We start from the raw sequence: 15384 nt of genomic DNA on the forward strand, positions 1-15384 counted from the left end.
AAGACCAAGGTGGAGACGGAGCAGCTCGTCGCGTCGCTGCAGCCGCGACCGGCGCCGCGGGAGGGGCTGCGGCGGCTCCCGAGGCCGGAGCAGGCGCCGGCTGCCCTCGCGAAGCCGATTGAGGCGGGCTGCGTCGAGGTCGACGGCGGCGGGGGACGAGCCCCCGCCCTACAGCCCGGGGCGACGTCGGTGGAGGCTCTGACGCTCGAAGCGGCGGCTGCGCAGGAGTTCCGGCCAAGCGACCCGCCGCGACTCCCCGCCCCGCGCCGGGCCACGCTCGAGCCGCTCGGCGCCGACAGCTACTCGATGCGGGTCACCGTGGACGCCGAGCTGAAGAAGGATCTCGACCAGCTGAAGTCGCTCCTCGCCCACAAGGTCCAGAACGGCGACCTCGGCGCGCTCCTCCGCGAGGCGGTGAAGTGCGCGCTCGAGAAGCACGGCAAGCGCCGCGGAGCGGTGGAGCCCTCGCGGAAGCTCAAGAGCCCCGCGCCGGCTGAGAAGGCGCCGCCGCTGGCCCCGGGCCAGCGCGAGCCCATCCCGGCCGCGGTGCGCCGCGAGGTCTGGAAGCGGGACGGCGGGCGCTGCGCCTGGTGCTCGCCGGACGGCCACCGCTGCGGGAGCACCTGGATGCTGGAGCTCGATCACATCCAGCCGGTGGCGCTCGGCGGGCGCAGCACCGCCGACAACCTGAGACTGTGTTGCCGCAGTCACAATTCGCTGCACGCGGAGCACGTCTTCGGGAGGGAGCGCATGAATCAGTTCCGGAAGGGCGCGGACCGGAGCGCTCCACCTACCGCCGCCAGCGGAAGCACTTCTGGGGCGTGCGGCACTCGCGCTGAGGCCGCTGGCTCGACGTGAACGCTGGGGCAGTGCGGCACCGGATCGTGAGCCGATCTTGCGGCCGGCGCCGCGGCCGGGGGGCGGCGCCTCGCCGGTACCGGTCGCCGGATGGTGCCCTGCCTCGACGAGGCAGCGGCCGCGGAACGGCCACGCACCTCTCTGCTGGCTTTGACGTGCCGGGGAAGACTTGTGGCCAATCATGAGGCCAGGGGAGAGGGGCCGCTCCAGGCCGTCCGGCCGCCGGCGTGCGAGGGGCACGACGCGTCTTGCCCCTCGAGCCTGGAGCCTCACCGCGCCGCCTTCGGCCTCCACAGCTCCGCCATCCCGCGCGGCTGCGAGACGTAGACGCGCTCGTAGTCGCGCGCCAGCTCCGCCAGCACCGCCCCGCCGCACGCGTCCTGCGCGCTCTTCTCCGTCGCACCCCACACCAGCACCGCGTCGATCCGGCCGACGAGCCGGGTGTAGGCCCACAGCTCGACGCAGGGCGGCTCGTCCTCCAGCCCGAACGGCCGGGTGTTGAGGTACGTGAACGGGTTCGTCTCGTCCTTCCAGCGCAGGGGCGTGTGGGTGGTCTTGGCCTGGCTGTTGTCGAGGTCCACGCCGCGGCGGTCGGAGGCGATCCAGCCGTTCACGTGCTGGAACACCTGGACGCGGTAGGAGAGCAGCTTCTTGCCGTCGATGGCCCCGCCCTCGCGCGGCCCGAAGGGCGCGAAGGTGAGCGGCAGGATGGTGCTGCCCTCCGGCACGTGCGTCGCCACCGACTCGTACTCGGCCAGGTAGCCGTCGAGCTGCTGGTACTTCGCCAGCCGGAAGCCGGTGGCGGCGAGGAAGAGCACGGCCAGCGCCAGCGCGGCGCGCCGCACCGTGACGAGCGGGGCGCTCGACCACCCGAGCCAGAGCAGCGCCGCGAAGAACGGGTAGAGCGCGAGGCGGTCGGTGAGCTGGGCGCCGTCGGCCACCGAGTCGGGGGTGAGGAAGTAGAGGGCGGTGGCGAGCGCGGCGGCGGCGAGCCAGCCGTCCACCGGCCGCAGGGCGCGCCGGGCGCGGGCCCGCAGCGCGAGCAGCACCGCCGCCGCGACCGCCAGCGCCACCGGGAAGGTGAGGAACAGCTCGCGCCGGTCGAAGGAGACGAGGGCGTAGAGGCTCGCGAGGTGCTTGGCGTAGTCGAAGAGCGACGGACGGTAGGCGTAGGGCTTCGGCTGGTGGACGAGGAAGAACGCGAGGAGCGCGATGGCGGGCAGCGCCCAGGCGTAGGTCGCGATCGCCCGGCTGAGGTAGCCGCGCACCACCACCGACCGCCGCCGGACGTGGCGGCGGGCGCGCCAGAGCGCGAGCCCGCCGCGCCAGGCGAGGACCGCCGTGATGGCCGCGAAGGCGGCCGCGGTCGAGACCGAGTGCGCGGCGAACAGGGCGACGGTGAGGGCCGAGAAGGCGAGCCCGCTCCGCGCCGTGAACCGCCCGCGCCGGCGGTACCAGCACCCGACGGCCGCGAAGAAGAGGACCAGGCTGTAGCTGAAGTTCCAGAACCCCATGTGGAAGGGGTAGCTGTGGAGGAAAGGGAAGATGGCGAGCGCCGCCCAGCGGCCGCGGGCGGTGCGCGGCAGGGCGTAGCGGAAGGCGAGCGGCAGGAGGAGCAGGTAGCCGGAGAGGACCAGCTTCTCAGCCACCCGCGGCGAGACGAGCTGCACCAGGCCCGCGAAGAGGAGCTGGGTGAGCCAGTTCGGCTGCGGGCCGTAGTTCGGCAGGTAGTGGTGCTGGAGGAGCGCGGAGTGCGGGAGGCGCAGGAGGCCCAGGACGCTCTCGACGTGGTTCGCGCCGTCCTGCGTCGGGACGTGCGGCACGAGCCAGAGGGGCGCGAGCCCGAGCGCCAGCAGCCCGACGAAGATCGCCGCCGGCGCGTGGCCGGACGCCGCCGCGCGGGCGCGCGCGGCGGGCGCCTCGCGCGGCCAGACCGGCGCGGAGAGCCCGGCCGGCGCCGCCGCCTGCTCCACCGGCCTCACGCCGCCCCCTCCCCGGCCCGCGCCCCTGCCTGGCGCCAGGTGAAGCGCAGGTTCCCGGTGAAGTTCCACAAGGTGGCGAGGGCGATCCCGGCGAGCTGCGCCAGGTAGCGGAGCGGCCCCAGCGACTCGCGCCCGAGCGCCTTGAGGAGGAGCACCCGCAGGAGCACGAACGTGCCGAGCTGGAGCGCGAGCCCGACCAGGCTCACGGCGTTGTAGCGGAGCACCCGCCCCGCCCGCCCCGCCGACGCCCCCGCGTTGCGATCACGATAGGTGAAGGCGTCGTTGAGCGCGAAGTTCCACAGGATGCTCAGCTCGATCGCCAGGGCCGAGGCGACCACCTCGCGCACGCGCAGCGCCCCGGCGAGGAGCGCCAGCGCGCCCAGGTTCACGGCCACGCCCGACGCGCCCACCGCGACGAAGCGCGCGAACCGCGCCCGCGTCGAGAGCGTCCCCTGCCCCGGCGCGGCGGCCGCGACCCACGGCCCTCCGCCACCGCCCCCGCCCCCCGGCACAGTCCCCCGCATTCCGCCATCCGCCTCCCCGGGTTTCACCCCGCAGAGACAAAGCTGCGCCGTGTCAGCCCGCGCGGGACGTGCCCCGAGGGGTTCGGGGCGCCGGGGGACTCCGAAGCAAGCCGCGCGGTCCGAGCGCTAGCTCGGGGCCGCGGCGCGGACGAGGACGCGGGCGAGGAGCTCGTCCTCGAGCCAGCGGTGCACCGCCGGGGTCCTCACCCGGTAGCGGTCCACGAGCGACCGCCAGCAGCGCTGGCACAGCGGGTGATCGGTGCTGGCGTGGCGCCCGCGGCGCGCGCGCACGCGGTAGGTCGCGCGCCGGCTGCAGCTACACCGGTGCTTCGAGGCTCGAAGCGCTGCGCTCGCGGACATGGGCCACCTCCAGGACGACCCCCCTCTCTTCAAGGAGTGGTCAGCTCGACGAGCGGAGGCACGTCGTGGGATCGGGGGATGTGGGGTCCGCGCTGCCGTCGGACGCCCCTGTCCGTGCGCCCGGCCGAGGGCTCGCCGGTTTTCTCCCGGGGCTCGCGGCCTGCGCCCGTCGAAGCCGTCGCGCGGTGACTGGCTCGGAGCCATGCCACCGCGCCAGCGCGTGCGCGGGGGGTCCACACCCAGGGTCACGCACACCCGGAGGTCGATGCAGCCATACGCCAGAGATCACTGGGCCGCCGGACGTTGCCGGGTGGTGTGGAGCATGCACCTCGCGCCATGCGGCGTCCCACATCCGAGGGCCCACCATGCACGATAGGACTACCATCCGCGTCCGGCTCTTCGTGCTGGCGGCGCTCGTGGCTGTCGGCCTGAGTACCGTGGGCGGGATCGCGGTGCTCCAGGGACTCGGGGCGGAGGCCGCGATGGCCGCGGTCACCGGCCGCGACCTCGACCTGCTGGTCGACCTGCAGACGCTCTATGGAAACGGGCTTCAGAGCGGGCAGGCCACTCGGAACGTGATGCTCGCCGGCGGAGCCGACGAGAAGGGCAAGTCCAACTTCCGTGATGCGGACGCGGGCTTCGTGGCCGCGCTGGAGCGGGCGCGCCGTACGGCGCCGGCGGCGATGCAGGACCGGCTCGCCCGCGTGGCCGATCTCTGGGCGCGCGACGACGCCCTCAAGCACGAGGTGATGGATCTCGCCGCGGGCGGGCGCAGGGACGAGGCGGTCGACCTGCTCCGGAAGAAGGAGACCCCCGTCTGGAGGGACGCGCGCGCCATCATCCTCGAGCTGTGCGGCGACCAGCGGGCGAGCTTCACGGCGACGCGCCAGCGCGCGCTCGGCGACCTCCACCGCGGGCGGTGGATGTTGCTGGCCACCTTCGGCGCGGCGCTGCTCGCCTCGCTCCTCCTGGCGACCCTGATCATTCGCGGCGTCCAGCGCGTGCTCGACGCGATGATCTCGCAGGCGCGTTTGCTGTGCGATGCCGTCCGGCGGGGAGCGCTCGAAGTCCGAGCCGATCTGGCGGCGGTGAGCGCCGAGTTCCGCCCCGTGCTCGTCGGGATGAACGCGACGATCGAGGCCTTCACGGCGCCGCTCCAGGTGACCGCGGAGCACGTCCACCAGATCGCGAACGGGGAGAGCCCGTCCCGCATCACGACCGAGTACCAGGGGGACTTCAACCGCATCAAGCAGAGCCTCAACCAGCTCATCGACGTGGTGGAGTCGCGGGGCGAAGACCTGCGGCGGCTCCTGGACGCTGCGAAGGTCGGGCGGCTCGACGCACGCGTCGACGAGCGCAAGTACCTCGGCAACAACGCCGCGCTGATGAGGAGCTTGAACGAGCTCCTCGACGCCATCGCACAGCCGGTGAGCGAGGTCCGGGGCATGGCGGAGCGGCTCGCCGACCGCGACCTCGGCGCCAGGATGACCGGCCAGTACGCCGGCGAGTTCGGCCGGATGAAGGATGCGCTCAACGCCACGGGCGAGGGCCTGCAACGGGCGATGAGCCAGGTCTCGCGCTCGGTCGCCCAGGTCTCGTCGGCCGCTGGCCAGATCGCCTCGTCGAGTCAGGCGGTCGCGAGCGGCGCGTCCGAGCAGGCCAGCTCGCTCGAGGAGACGGCGTCGAGCCTGGAGTCTCTGGCAGGCATGACCGGGCACGCTGCGGACAACGCCCAGCAGGCCGCAGCCCTCGCGGCCGCGGCCAAGGGAGCGGCGACCGAGGGAAGCACCGCCATGGAGCGGATGACTCAGGACATGGCCAAGATCAAGGCCTCCGCCGAGGGCACATCCCAGATCATCAAGGACATCAACGAGATCGCCTTCCAGACCAACCTGCTCGCGCTGAATGCGGCGGTGGAGGCCGCGCGGGCCGGGGAGGCGGGCCGTGGCTTCGCGGTCGTGGCCGAGGAGGTGCGTTCACTCGCCACGCGCTCGAAGGAGGCGGCCAGCAAGACGGAGGAGCTCATCCGGCAGTCGGTGACCGTCGCCGGCGAGGGCACCGCCACCGCGAGCCAGGTCGGCGTCAAGCTCTCCCAGATCGTGGTCTCCGTCACGAAGGTGAGCGAGATCGTCGCCGAGATCTCAGCTGCGGCGAAGGAGCAAGCAGCAGGGATCGAGCAGGTCAACCAGGCCATGGCTCAGGTGAACACGGTCACCCAGCAGAACGCGGCCAGCTCCGAGGAGTCGTCCTCGGCCGCGGTCGAGCTGAACGGCCAGGCGGAGGACCTCTCGAAGCTGGTCGGCACCTTCCGGCTGGGGGGCGAGGCGCAGCCCGAGGGCGTCGCGCCGGCGGGAGGTGCGCCCGCCGCGGCGCCCTGGTCGCCCGTCGCGGAGACGACCGCGCGAACGCATGGGCGCCCCAGCGCCACCCGCGGCTGACTCGCCGGCGATGGCTCGTGAATGCCGCCGCACCCGCGAGGGCGGCGAACTGAGCTAAGCTGGCGGGATTGTTGGAGGCACCGGGCGGATTCGAACCGCCGAATACGGGTTTTGCAGACCCGGGCCTTACCACTTGGCGACGGTGCCATCACGCTGCAAGGGAGCCCTTGTAGCGGACCCCTGCCGCGCCGTCAACGCGCGGGACGGCGCCCGGACCTCCGCCCGCGCGACCGCGACCCCGCGCTCGCGCAGCGCCGCGACGAGGCGGGGGAGCTCGGCCTCGGCGGCGGGGCGGAGGCCGGCGCGGACGTCGAGGAGCACCTCGACGCCGCGCGCGGCGCGCACCAGCGTCACCCGCACCTCGCGCCCCATCGACAGCTCGAGGGAGGGGCGTTCGCCTCGCCGGGCGGCGAGCGCCAGCGCCTCGAGCGCGGCCGGCGGCCAGAGGGGGCCGGCGCGGGCGCCCTCCGGAGCGCGCGGCTCGGCGGCACCGGGCGCGGGCGCCTCGGGCGAGCGCGGCGCCGCGGCGCCTCCGTCGGGCTCGGCGCTCGACCGCCGCTCGCCGAGCGCCTGGTGGCCCTCCTCGGCGCCGCGCCGCCGCTTGCCGAGCGCCGCCTGGCCCGCGTCGGCGGCGGAGCGCGCCAGCGCTCCCGCTTCCTCCAGACCCGCGCCTGGGCCCGCCGTCGCCCCCGGCCGCGCGCGCCGCGGCGCCGTGCGGGCGCGCGCCAGCGCCGCCGCGAACGCGCCCGGCGGAGGGGACCGCGCCGCCGCCCCGCTCCGGGCGGCGCCGGGCGCGACCCCGCCGGCCCTCGCGCCGCTGACGCCGCTCACGCCAGCTCCTCCGGCGCGAGCCGCACCGGGCTGGAACCCCGCGCCCCCAGGCGCACACGCCGCGCGTCGGCCTCCCGCCGCAGCGCGCCATGGCGCCGCTCGAGCTCCACGGCCTCCACCTCGGCGCGGCGGGCGGTGAGCTCATGGGCGTCTGCGGCGTCGAGGAGCCCGACCGCGAACGCCTCCTGCCCCGCGAGGCGCGCCTGCTCACCTCGCTCCCGCCGATCGGCCGCGCGGGACCGCGCGACCCGCGCCCGCTCGCGGGCGGCGCGCAGGCCGGCGGCCGCGTGCGCAGCCTCGTCCTCCAGCCGCTGCCACGCCGCCAGCTCGCCGCCCCGCTCCCGCGCGCCCGGTGTCCTCGTCATGGAGGCCTCCCGCGCGACGCGTTCTGCAGCGGCGGTGCCAGGCGCAAACCCGCGCCCGCCATCCGCCGCGCCGGCCGGGCCCGCCCGCGCCGTGGACCGCCCGGCCGCCCGGCGACCGGGCGCCGCGCCCAGTGGACCCCCGCCGTACGCTCCCCGCCCCCGCCGCCATCCCACAGGCAGCCTTGGCGCCCCCTGGGAACGCTCCAACCTTGTGTGCGCGCCCCCCGCGGCGCGGGGGAGAGGCCCATGGTCCTGGCGCGGCGAGCCCTGGCAGGCTTCTGGTGCGCGGCCGTCCTGGCCGCCTGCAGCGGCGGCTCACACCCGTCCTCGCCGGCCTCGACCGGCGGCGGCGCCCCGGACGACGGCGGCGTCACCGCCACGGGCGCGGACGGCGGCGCCGCGGACGGAGGGACGCCGGACGCAGGGTCCCCCGACGCCGGCGCGCCGGACGCGGGCACCGACGGCGGGACCGCGCTCACGCCTCCGTTCACGAAGGACGGCTGGACCTTCTACGGTACGGCCCAGGGGCTCTCGCGCGACGTGAACGACGCCTCCGCCGACGAGGGCGGCAACGTCTACGTGGCGGGCGGCGACGCCCTCTACGCCAAGCGGCGCGGCGACGCCGCGTTCCAGCGCTACGACGCGGCCGCCTCCGGGCTCACGCAGAACTGCTACGCCGGCCTCCCGGCCGAGTCGGACCCTGCCTTTCCCGCCGCCATCAACCGCGTCCATCCGGCCCCGCCCGGCGCGCCCCGGCTCTGCCCGGTGGTCTCGGTGGCGGGCGCCGCGCCCGGGACGGCGGTGGTGGGCCTCAAGGGCATCGGCACCGACGAGGACCTCGACGCCGACTGGGCGCAGGACTCGGGCGGCGCCGACCTCGTCCAGTTCGACGGCGCGAAGCTCTCCCGCACCCGGCACCTCTTCCTCGCCTCGCCGCCCCAGACCGTCTGCGTCGCGCCGGACGCGAGCGGCCGCCTCGTCGAGAGCCGCGCCACCTCCTGCCCCAACCCGCCCGATCCCTTCTTCTGGCAGGTCGGGCGCCGCAAGCTGCGCCAGGTCCTCCGCATCGCGGTGAACCACCAGGCGGGCACGCCGCTCTACGGCGACGCTTTCCTGGGCGGCACCCACGCCAGCATCACCGCCTACCTCCACGACTCCGCGGCGCGCGGCCTCCGCGACCGCACCGCCGGGCAGCCGGCGAAGTGGGCCGACGCGAAGGACGTGTGGGAGCACGACCACCCCGCGTTCTGGTCGAACACGCGCAACGCCTTCCTCACCGGCTACACGCACGCCGTCGCGGTCGACCCGCGGAGCGGCACGCCCTGGTGCTCGAACGGCTTCCGCACCGCCTGGCTCAGGGGGTACGGCGCCGACCTGCACGACGACGTGTGGTGGCTCGAGCCGGAGACCGCCGCGAACCCGCTCTGGTACGACTTCTGGCCCGACAACGCCGTCCCCACGGAGTCGATCGACGACAACGTCGAGTCCCTCGCCTTCTGCGACGACGGGACGCTCTGGATCGGCTCCTCCGCGCACGGCCTCGCCCGGCGCGATCCCGGCGGCGGCGTGACGTACCTCTCCTTGCCCGACCCCGGCACGCACGGCGACAGCGTGTACGCCGTCGCCTGCGACCCGAGCGACCAGTCCGTGTGGATCGGGCTCGGCTGGGGCGGCCTCCTGCGCTGGCGCGACGGCCAGTTCACCGCGCTCGATCCGGCGGGCCTGCCCGACTTCGCGCGGCAGCCGGTGCGCTCGATCCAGATCGACCGCTGGTCGAATCCACGCATCGTGTACGCCGCCTTCATGGCCAGCGCGGACGCGAGCGGCGCCATCTCGGCCGGCGGCGGCGTGGCGGCCTACGCGGGCCCGTGAGGGCGTCTCGGGCGGGCGGCTCCCGATCGCAGGCCTGGCGCCCGCCAGGGCGCGCTCCCACCGTTCGTCGAGGTGGTGAGCAGGCGGGAGGCCGGCATGGCGAGGGGTGGGTGGGCGATGAAGGTGGCGCTGGGGCTGTCGCTCGCGGCGTGCGCCGGGAAGCAGGAGCAGGTGAGCGTGCCGCCGGACGCCGGCCCGCTCGCCGGCTCGGACGCGGGCGCCAGCGACGGCGGCGCCGACCCGGACGGCGGGGGCGGCGCGGTGGCCGCCGCGGGCAGCGGCGCGGGCGATGGCGGGGCGGACGCCGGCGCTCCCGACGCCGGCACGGGCACCCCGGACGCCGGCACCCCCGACGCCGGCGTGACGCTGGCGCCGCCGGTCACGCTCGACGGCTGGACCTTCTACGGCGCGCAGCAGGGGCTGCCCGCGGAGACCTACGACGTCTCCGCCGACGAGGGCGGGAACGTCTACGTGGCGGGCGGCGACGCCGTGTACGCGAAGGCGCCCGCGGCCGCGCTCGCCCCGGCGAAGGACACCTTCGCGCGCTTCGACGCCGCCGCCGCCGGGCTGACGCAGAACTGCTTCCAGGGGCTCGATCCCTTCACCGCGACGGAGGCGGACCTCGACCGCACCGCCCACCCCCAGCCCCCCGGCGCCCCGGCCCTGTGCCGGATCGTCTCGGTCGGCGGCGCGGCCGCGGGTAAGGCGATCGCCGGGTTCTGGGCGTACGGCACCGACGGCGACCTCAACGCGGAGTGGGCGAAGGACTCGGGCGGCCTCGACGTGCTGGCGTTCGACGCCGCGGCGGGCAAGCTCACGCGGACCCGCCACGTGTACGTCGCGACCGCGCCCGGGGTCATCTGCGGCGCCTTCGAGCAGACCTCGACGCCCAGCGCGACCCCGACCTGCCAGCCCTGGGACGAGTTCATGCTGTACGGCCGTCGCAAGCTGCACCGGGTCTACCGGATCGCCGTGAACCACCACCCGGGCACGCCCCAGTACGGCGACGTGTGGATGGGCGGCACGCACGTCACCCTGTCCGCCTTCTTCAACGACCAGGCCGAGGCGCGCGGCTGGTACGGGAACGGCTACATCCGGAGCTGCCCCTCCGCGCACGGCGCCGACCCGGCGGTCTGCCCCAAGTTCGCGGACCCGGTGACCGGCGCCTGGAACGTCTTCGAGCACGAGCACCCGGCCTTCAACGGGACGACCTACCCCGACGGCGTGGTGAAGGGCCCGGCTCAGACCGGCGAGACCTGGGCGATCGCCCTCGCGCCGTCCGGGCAGCCCTGGGCGCACAACGGGCTGCGGCTCGGCGGGATGCGCGGCGACACCTCGAACCTCGGGATCGGCGTCGCGATGGACTGGAACCTCGTCTTCGACCTGTGGCCCGACGACCCGAAGGCGGACCCGACGGTGCTGACGCAGCCGGCGGACGACGACGTGCAGGCGATGGCGTTCTGCCCCGACGGCGCGCTGTGGGTGGGCTCCCGGACGCACGGCCTCGCGCGCGTCAGCACCAGCGACGGCAGCCTGGCCGCCTACGGCCTCCCCGGCGGCGGCCAGAACGTGTGGGCGCTGGCGTGCGACCGCCGCGACCAGCTCTGGATCAGCACCGACTGGGGCGAGATCGTCCGCTACGACACGCACGCCGGGGCGTGGTCCCTGCCGCTGGCGGCGAAGGCCGGGGTCCCGGAGCTGGCGCACCACGTCGCCTGGAGCATCCAGGTCGACGACTGGTCGCAGCCGAACCCGGTGGTCTACTTCGCCATGCGCTCGCTCCACGGCGCGCCGGGCGGCGTGGTGGCCTACGCGGGGCCGTGACGGCCGCCGCGGCGGCTAGGTGTACTCGCGCTCGATCACCTCGCCCGGCCGCGCCGGGCCGGTGAGGAGCGCGAGGGCGTCGGTGAGGATGCGCTTCTGCAGCTCGGGCGCGTTGGGCTTGCCGAGCGAGTGGCCGGCCACGAAGCCGCGCGGGCAGAGCGCCCGCGGCGGCCGGGCCTGCGCGCTCTCCTCCGGCTCGACGGTGATGACGACGGTGGGGATGCCGATCAGCTCGATCATCCGCTGCACGGTGACCACCGTGCGGTGGCAGAGGCGTCAACCGCCGGTGAGCAGCACGGCGCTGGGCCGGGTGCGGTCGATCTCGCGCACGAGCTGCGGCAGCGTCTTCTCGCGCAGGTCGCGCAGCGCCATGCTGAACCCGAGCGAGAAGTGCTGCTCGGTGAGGCCACCGATGCGCTTCTCGTGGGCGAGCTCCCGCATCCGGTCGATGGGGAAGATGCAGTTGATGTCCTGGTCGGCGCAGGCGTGATCGTAGTGCGCGTCGTCGAAGGTGAGGTCCGCGCCCGCGGCCTCGCCGGAGATCACGCGGTAGCTCGCGTCCCCCTCCACCTGGAAGGGGGCGTCCCTCTTCTCGCGGACGCCCGCGGTGGAGACGAGGCAGATGGTCGCCTCCTCCAGCTTCCCCGCGAAGGGGGTGTACGGGACGCAGTACCGCGACAGCTCGAGGGGCTTCCCTTCGGTCTTCTCGGTCGCCATCGAGAGCTCCTCGAGCCGCACGGCCCGCTACTTCAGCTTGTCGAGCGCCGCCATGATCTTGTCGGTGGGCGGCTGCTGCGAGATGTCGTGGATGTCGATGTAGGCAACCTTCCCCTGCTTGTCGACGACGAAGATCGCCCGCTCCACCAGCCCGTCGCCCCGGAGCACGCCGTACTGGGCGGCGACGAAGCCGTACGGCCAGTTGTCCGCCAGGAGGGGGTACGACAGCCCGCCGAGGGACTTGGCCCAGGCTTCCTGCGCGTGGACGAGATCCGTGCTGATGCCCAGAACCTGGGCATTGCGCCGCTCGAACTCGGAGGAATCCTCCTCGTACGAGGGCATCTGCACGGTTCAGACGGGGGTGAAGCTGGCCGGGAAGAAGGCCAGCATGACGTTCTTCTTGCCGCGGTAGTCCGAGAGGCGGACCTTCTTCTTCGGGCCTCCCTTGCCAGCCGTGTCGCCGGTGGCCGGGAGCTCGAAATCCGGCGCCTCGTCGCCGATCGCGAGCTTCCAGATCGCTTTCGCCATCAGGTGCTCCTCCGCATGTGGGTGGGGACTGACCGTGACGGTAAGGAGCGTGACGCACCGTGACCATCCGACTTCACACCCGAACCCTAAAAGGTCGATGCGCACCGCCCGTACGCTCTGCTAAAGCCCGGCCACAATGGATCTGCTGACCCGCTTCGCTGGCAACGTCCGGCGCCTTCGCGCGAAGAAGAAGCTCTCGCAGAAGTCGCTTGCCGACAAGGTCGGCATCTCGGTGTCCTACGTCTCGATGCTCGAGCGCGGCCAGCGATCGCCGCCGCTCGAGACCGTCGAGAAGATGGCGAAGGCGCTCGGCGTCACGCCGTCGAACCTGCTCGGCGGCAAGTAGGCGGCGCGGCGCCCGCGCTTGTGCGGGCCGGGCCGTCTCTGCGACACTGGCGGGCCGCCTCCGCGGCCGGAATGGCGCCGGCGCGCGGAGCGTTTCCCGGCCTGAACGATGGCGCTCACTCGGCGAGACTTCCTGAAGGGCGCGGCGGCGCTGGCCGTCGCCGGCGGGGCCGCGCCCGCCGCCGCGGCCACCGAGCCGACCCGCAGCGAGGCCCGGGCGTTCGCGGTGGAGGGGCTCGATCCCGCCCACGCCGGCCTGCGGGTGGTGCAGCTCTCCGACCTCCACGTCGGCGCGCGCACGCCGCGCGAGCGCATCCGCGACGCCATCGACCGCGCCAACGCCTTCGATCCCGACCTCGTCGTCCTCACCGGCGACTACCTCTGCCGCGAGCGGCGCGGCGTCGGCCTCATGCGCGAGCAGCTGGGCGGGCTCCTCGCGCCCACCGTGGCGGTGCTCGGCAACCACGACCACTGGGTGGACGCCCGCGGCGCCACGCGCGCGCTGCAGGCGCTCGGCTACGCGGTGCTCCGCAACCAGAACACCACCCTGCAGCTGCGCGGCGCGCCCTTCACCGTCATCGGCGTGGACGACCGGCTCACCGGCCAGGCGCGGCCCGAGGAGGCGCTGCGGGGGGCCGAGCCCGGCTCGCGCCTCGTGCTCGCGCATGGGCCTCGCACCGCCGACGACCTCCGGGGCGCCGGGCTGCCGCTCCTCTGCTTGTCCGGACACACCCACGGCGGCCAGTGGCACGTCCCCGGGCTCACGCCGTTCATGCTGCGCACGCTCGCGCACGAGCCCTACGAGCGCGGGCTCTACCGCCTCGGCGCGGTGCAGCTCTACGTGAACCGCGGGATCGGCAACTCGGCACTGCGGCTCCGGATCGACTCGGATCCGGAGGTCACGCTCGCCACGCTGCGCCCGGCCTGACCCGCCGCCGCCCCCGCGCCCCCGCCGCGGCACCGAAATGTCCCGTGCCGGCGGGCCCCGCGCGCTCTACGCTCTCGGACCGAGAGGTGCGCGATGCCCGCTGCCGTGGAGATCCCGAAGCCCACCGAGCGCGCCCGGCTCGACGAGGCGCTGCAGCGGCTGCGCGAGGGGGCGTCGCGCTGGGCGAGGCGCCCGCTGGCGGCCCGCATCGCGCTCGCCCGCGACCTCCACCGCGGCGCCGCCGCCATCGCCGAGCGGGCGGTCGCCGCCGCCTGTGCCGCCAAGGGCCTGCAGCCGGGCACGCCGCAGGAGGGAGAGGAGTGGCTCGCCTCGCCCTACGCCACGCTGCGCTTCCTGCGCCAGACCGTCCGCTCGCTCGTCATGCTGGAGCGCAACGGCAACACGCCGGTGGGCCAGACCGGCGAGACCGCCGACGGCCGCCTCACCGTCCGCGTCTTCCCCGCCAACCGGCTGGACGCGCTCCTCTACGCCGGGATCCGCGGCGACGTGCACCTCGAGGCGGGCGTGGACGAGGACGAGATGAACCGCTCGCGGGCGCGCTTCCACAAGGCGCCCGACCACGACGGGAAGGTCTGCCTCGTGCTCGGCGCGGGCAACGTGAACTCGATCCCGGCCGCCGACGTGGTCACGAAGCTCTTCAACGAGGGCAAGGTCTGCCTGCTCAAGATGAACCCGGTGAACGCGTACCTGGGGCCGCTGCTCGAGGAGGCGTTCGCGGGCGCCATCGCGGCCGGGTTCCTCGCCGTCGTGTACGGCGGCGCCGAGGAGGGGGCCTACCTCGCCCAGCACCCCGCGGTGGACGAGCTGCACATCACCGGCTCGAACCGCACCCACGACCTCCTGGTGTGGGGCCCCCCGGGCCCGGAGCGGGCGGAGCGCATGGCGCGCGGCGCCCCGCTGCTCCAGAAGCCCATCTCCAGCGAGCTCGGGAACGTCACGCCCATCCTGGTGGTGCCCGGCTCCTGGTCCGAGCGCGAGCTGGCCTACCAGGCCGACGGGGTCGCCGGGATGGTGACGCACAACGCCTCGTTCAACTGCATCGCCGGCAAGATGCTGGTCCTGCCGCGCGGCTGGAAGCTGCGCGACCGCTTCCTCGAGCTCGTGCTGCAGAAGCTGGCGCTCACCCCGGCGCGCCGCGCCTGGTACCCGGGCGCCGAGGAGCGCTACCAGGCCCTCACCGAGGGCCGCGACGAGCTCCGCCGGCTGGGCGGCGGCGAGCACACCCTCCCCTGGACCCTGCTCCCGGGGCTCGACCCGGACGACCCGGCCGAGCCGGCCTTCACCACCGAGCCGTTCTGCTCGATCCTCTCCGAGACGCAGGTGGGGAGCGACGATCCGGTCGAGTACCTCGACCAGGCGGTGCGGTTCTGCAACGAGCGGCTGTGGGGCACGCTCAGCGCCGCGGTGCTGGTGAGCGCGCGCTCGCAGCTCGACCGGACGGTCTCGGCGGCGGTGGAGCGCGCCGTGCGCGGGCTGCGCTACGGCTCGGTGTGCGTGAACCTGTGGCCGGGGCTCGCCTACACCACCGGGACCGGCCCCTGGGGCGCGTTCCCCGGCTCGACCCTCACCGGCATCCAGAGCGGGCGCGGGTTCGTCCACAACACCCGCATGCTCGAGCACGTCGAGAAGCTGGTGCTGCGCGGCCCGGCCTGGAGCCCCGTGAAGCTGCCGTACGTGCCGAGCCACAAGACCGCCCACGCGCTCGGCCGCCGCCTCGCGGCGCTCGAGGCGGACGGGCACTGGCGGCACGTCCCGGGCATCGTCGCGGCGGCGCTGCGCGGCTGAGGCGCG

At 74.7% G+C, this 15384-nt stretch carries 14 protein-coding genes and 1 tRNA gene; 7 read left to right on the forward strand and 8 right to left on the reverse strand.

Annotated features, from left to right (window positions below; genetic code table 11):
- Positions 1 to 858: HNH endonuclease (locus HWY08_RS20755; protein ID WP_176068849.1), on the forward strand; the 858-nt coding region annotated here is incomplete at its 5' end.
- A gap of 269 nt (positions 859 to 1127) precedes the next feature.
- On the opposite strand, the gene HWY08_RS20760 is transcribed toward HWY08_RS20755, so the two are convergent.
- From HWY08_RS20760 to HWY08_RS20765, 3 genes are all read right to left on the reverse strand, one after another.
- Positions 1128 to 2840 carry a GtrA family protein gene (locus HWY08_RS20760; RefSeq protein ID WP_235969734.1) on the reverse strand — a complete coding sequence of 571 codons (1713 nt, stop codon included), beginning with the start codon at positions 2838 to 2840 and terminating at the stop codon, positions 1128 to 1130.
- Positions 2837 to 3364 carry a GtrA family protein gene (locus HWY08_RS21990; RefSeq protein ID WP_235969735.1) on the reverse strand — a complete coding sequence of 176 codons (528 nt, stop codon included), beginning with the start codon at positions 3362 to 3364 and terminating at the stop codon, positions 2837 to 2839. The genes HWY08_RS20760 and HWY08_RS21990 overlap by 4 nt, the downstream gene beginning before the upstream one ends.
- A 126-nt stretch (positions 3365 to 3490) precedes the next feature.
- Complete coding sequence (locus HWY08_RS20765) at positions 3491 to 3724, reverse strand: hypothetical protein (protein WP_176068851.1); 234 nt, start codon at positions 3722 to 3724, stop codon at positions 3491 to 3493.
- A 365-nt stretch (positions 3725 to 4089) separates the two neighbouring features.
- Between HWY08_RS20765 and HWY08_RS20770 the strand changes: the two genes are divergently transcribed.
- Positions 4090 to 6162: a methyl-accepting chemotaxis protein gene (locus HWY08_RS20770; RefSeq protein ID WP_176068853.1), complete on the forward strand. Its 2073-nt coding sequence runs from the start codon at positions 4090 to 4092 to the stop codon at positions 6160 to 6162.
- Positions 6163 to 6234: 72 nt separating this feature from the next.
- On the opposite strand, the gene HWY08_RS20775 is transcribed toward HWY08_RS20770, so the two are convergent.
- The 3 genes from HWY08_RS20775 to HWY08_RS20785 all read right to left on the reverse strand — a co-directional run bounded on the left by HWY08_RS20775 (position 6235) and on the right by HWY08_RS20785 (position 7358).
- Positions 6235 to 6309: transfer RNA gene (locus tag HWY08_RS20775), tRNA-Cys, on the reverse strand.
- Positions 6289 to 6993, reverse strand: coding sequence for a hypothetical protein (locus HWY08_RS20780; protein WP_176068855.1), 705 nt, complete (start codon positions 6991 to 6993; stop codon positions 6289 to 6291). The genes HWY08_RS20775 and HWY08_RS20780 overlap by 21 nt, the downstream gene beginning before the upstream one ends.
- Positions 6990 to 7358 (reverse strand): hypothetical protein, encoded by a 369-nt coding sequence (locus tag HWY08_RS20785; RefSeq protein ID WP_176068857.1) that lies wholly within the window; start codon positions 7356 to 7358, stop codon positions 6990 to 6992. Before HWY08_RS20785 ends, HWY08_RS20780 begins: the two co-directional genes overlap by 4 nt.
- Positions 7359 to 7604: 246 nt before the next feature.
- Between HWY08_RS20785 and HWY08_RS20790 the strand changes: the two genes are divergently transcribed.
- Together HWY08_RS20790 and HWY08_RS20795 are read left to right on the forward strand one after the other, a co-directional pair.
- Positions 7605 to 9230: a hypothetical protein gene (locus tag HWY08_RS20790; RefSeq protein WP_176068859.1), complete on the forward strand. Its 1626-nt coding sequence runs from the start codon at positions 7605 to 7607 to the stop codon at positions 9228 to 9230.
- Between the two features lie 96 nt (positions 9231 to 9326).
- Positions 9327 to 11054, forward strand: a complete 1728-nt coding sequence (locus HWY08_RS20795; RefSeq protein ID WP_176068861.1) for a hypothetical protein — start codon at positions 9327 to 9329, stop codon at positions 11052 to 11054.
- A 15-nt stretch (positions 11055 to 11069) separates the two neighbouring features.
- On the opposite strand, the gene HWY08_RS22065 is transcribed toward HWY08_RS20795, so the two are convergent.
- Both HWY08_RS22065 and HWY08_RS21995 read right to left on the reverse strand, forming a co-directional pair.
- The gene (locus HWY08_RS22065; protein WP_255499727.1) at positions 11070 to 11771 is read right to left on the reverse strand and encodes a glycine/sarcosine/betaine reductase selenoprotein B family protein; all 702 of its coding nucleotides are present in this window, start codon (positions 11769 to 11771) and stop codon (positions 11070 to 11072) included.
- Between the two features lie 27 nt (positions 11772 to 11798).
- Positions 11799 to 12299 carry a redoxin domain-containing protein gene (locus HWY08_RS21995; protein WP_235969737.1) on the reverse strand — a complete coding sequence of 167 codons (501 nt, stop codon included), beginning with the start codon at positions 12297 to 12299 and terminating at the stop codon, positions 11799 to 11801.
- A 136-nt stretch (positions 12300 to 12435) separates the two neighbouring features.
- Here HWY08_RS21995 and HWY08_RS20820 point away from each other — a divergent pair, with 136 nt between their 5' ends.
- From HWY08_RS20820 to HWY08_RS20830, 3 genes are all read left to right on the forward strand, one after another.
- Complete coding sequence (locus HWY08_RS20820) at positions 12436 to 12645, forward strand: helix-turn-helix domain-containing protein (protein ID WP_176068871.1); 210 nt, start codon at positions 12436 to 12438, stop codon at positions 12643 to 12645.
- 108 nt (positions 12646 to 12753) lie between these two features.
- Complete coding sequence (locus HWY08_RS20825; RefSeq protein ID WP_176068873.1) at positions 12754 to 13572, forward strand: metallophosphoesterase; 819 nt, start codon at positions 12754 to 12756, stop codon at positions 13570 to 13572.
- Between the two features lie 93 nt (positions 13573 to 13665).
- Positions 13666 to 15378 (forward strand): aldehyde dehydrogenase family protein, encoded by a 1713-nt coding sequence (locus HWY08_RS20830; RefSeq protein WP_176068875.1) that lies wholly within the window; start codon positions 13666 to 13668, stop codon positions 15376 to 15378.
- Positions 15379 to 15384: the final 6 nt, after the last annotated feature.

This window comes from Anaeromyxobacter diazotrophicus (genome assembly GCF_013340205.1).
Taxonomy (GTDB): Bacteria; Myxococcota; Myxococcia; order Myxococcales; family Anaeromyxobacteraceae; genus Anaeromyxobacter_A; species Anaeromyxobacter_A diazotrophicus.

Coding starts and splice junctions, on each gene's coding strand:
- HWY08_RS20830 (WP_176068875.1), top strand. CDS start 13,666: ATGCCCGCTGCCGTGGAGATCCCGAAGCCCACCGAGCGCGCCCGGCTC.
- HWY08_RS20790 (WP_176068859.1), top strand. CDS start 7,605: ATGGTCCTGGCGCGGCGAGCCCTGGCAGGCTTCTGGTGCGCGGCCGTC.
- HWY08_RS20825 (WP_176068873.1), top strand. CDS start 12,754: ATGGCGCTCACTCGGCGAGACTTCCTGAAGGGCGCGGCGGCGCTGGCC.
- HWY08_RS20785 (WP_176068857.1), bottom strand. CDS start 7,358: ATGACGAGGACACCGGGCGCGCGGGAGCGGGGCGGCGAGCTGGCGGCG.
- HWY08_RS20770 (WP_176068853.1), top strand. CDS start 4,090: ATGCACGATAGGACTACCATCCGCGTCCGGCTCTTCGTGCTGGCGGCG.
- HWY08_RS20820 (WP_176068871.1), top strand. CDS start 12,436: ATGGATCTGCTGACCCGCTTCGCTGGCAACGTCCGGCGCCTTCGCGCG.
- HWY08_RS20795 (WP_176068861.1), top strand. CDS start 9,327: ATGGCGAGGGGTGGGTGGGCGATGAAGGTGGCGCTGGGGCTGTCGCTC.
- HWY08_RS20765 (WP_176068851.1), bottom strand. CDS start 3,724: ATGTCCGCGAGCGCAGCGCTTCGAGCCTCGAAGCACCGGTGTAGCTGC.
- HWY08_RS21990 (WP_235969735.1), bottom strand. CDS start 3,364: ATGCGGGGGACTGTGCCGGGGGGCGGGGGCGGTGGCGGAGGGCCGTGG.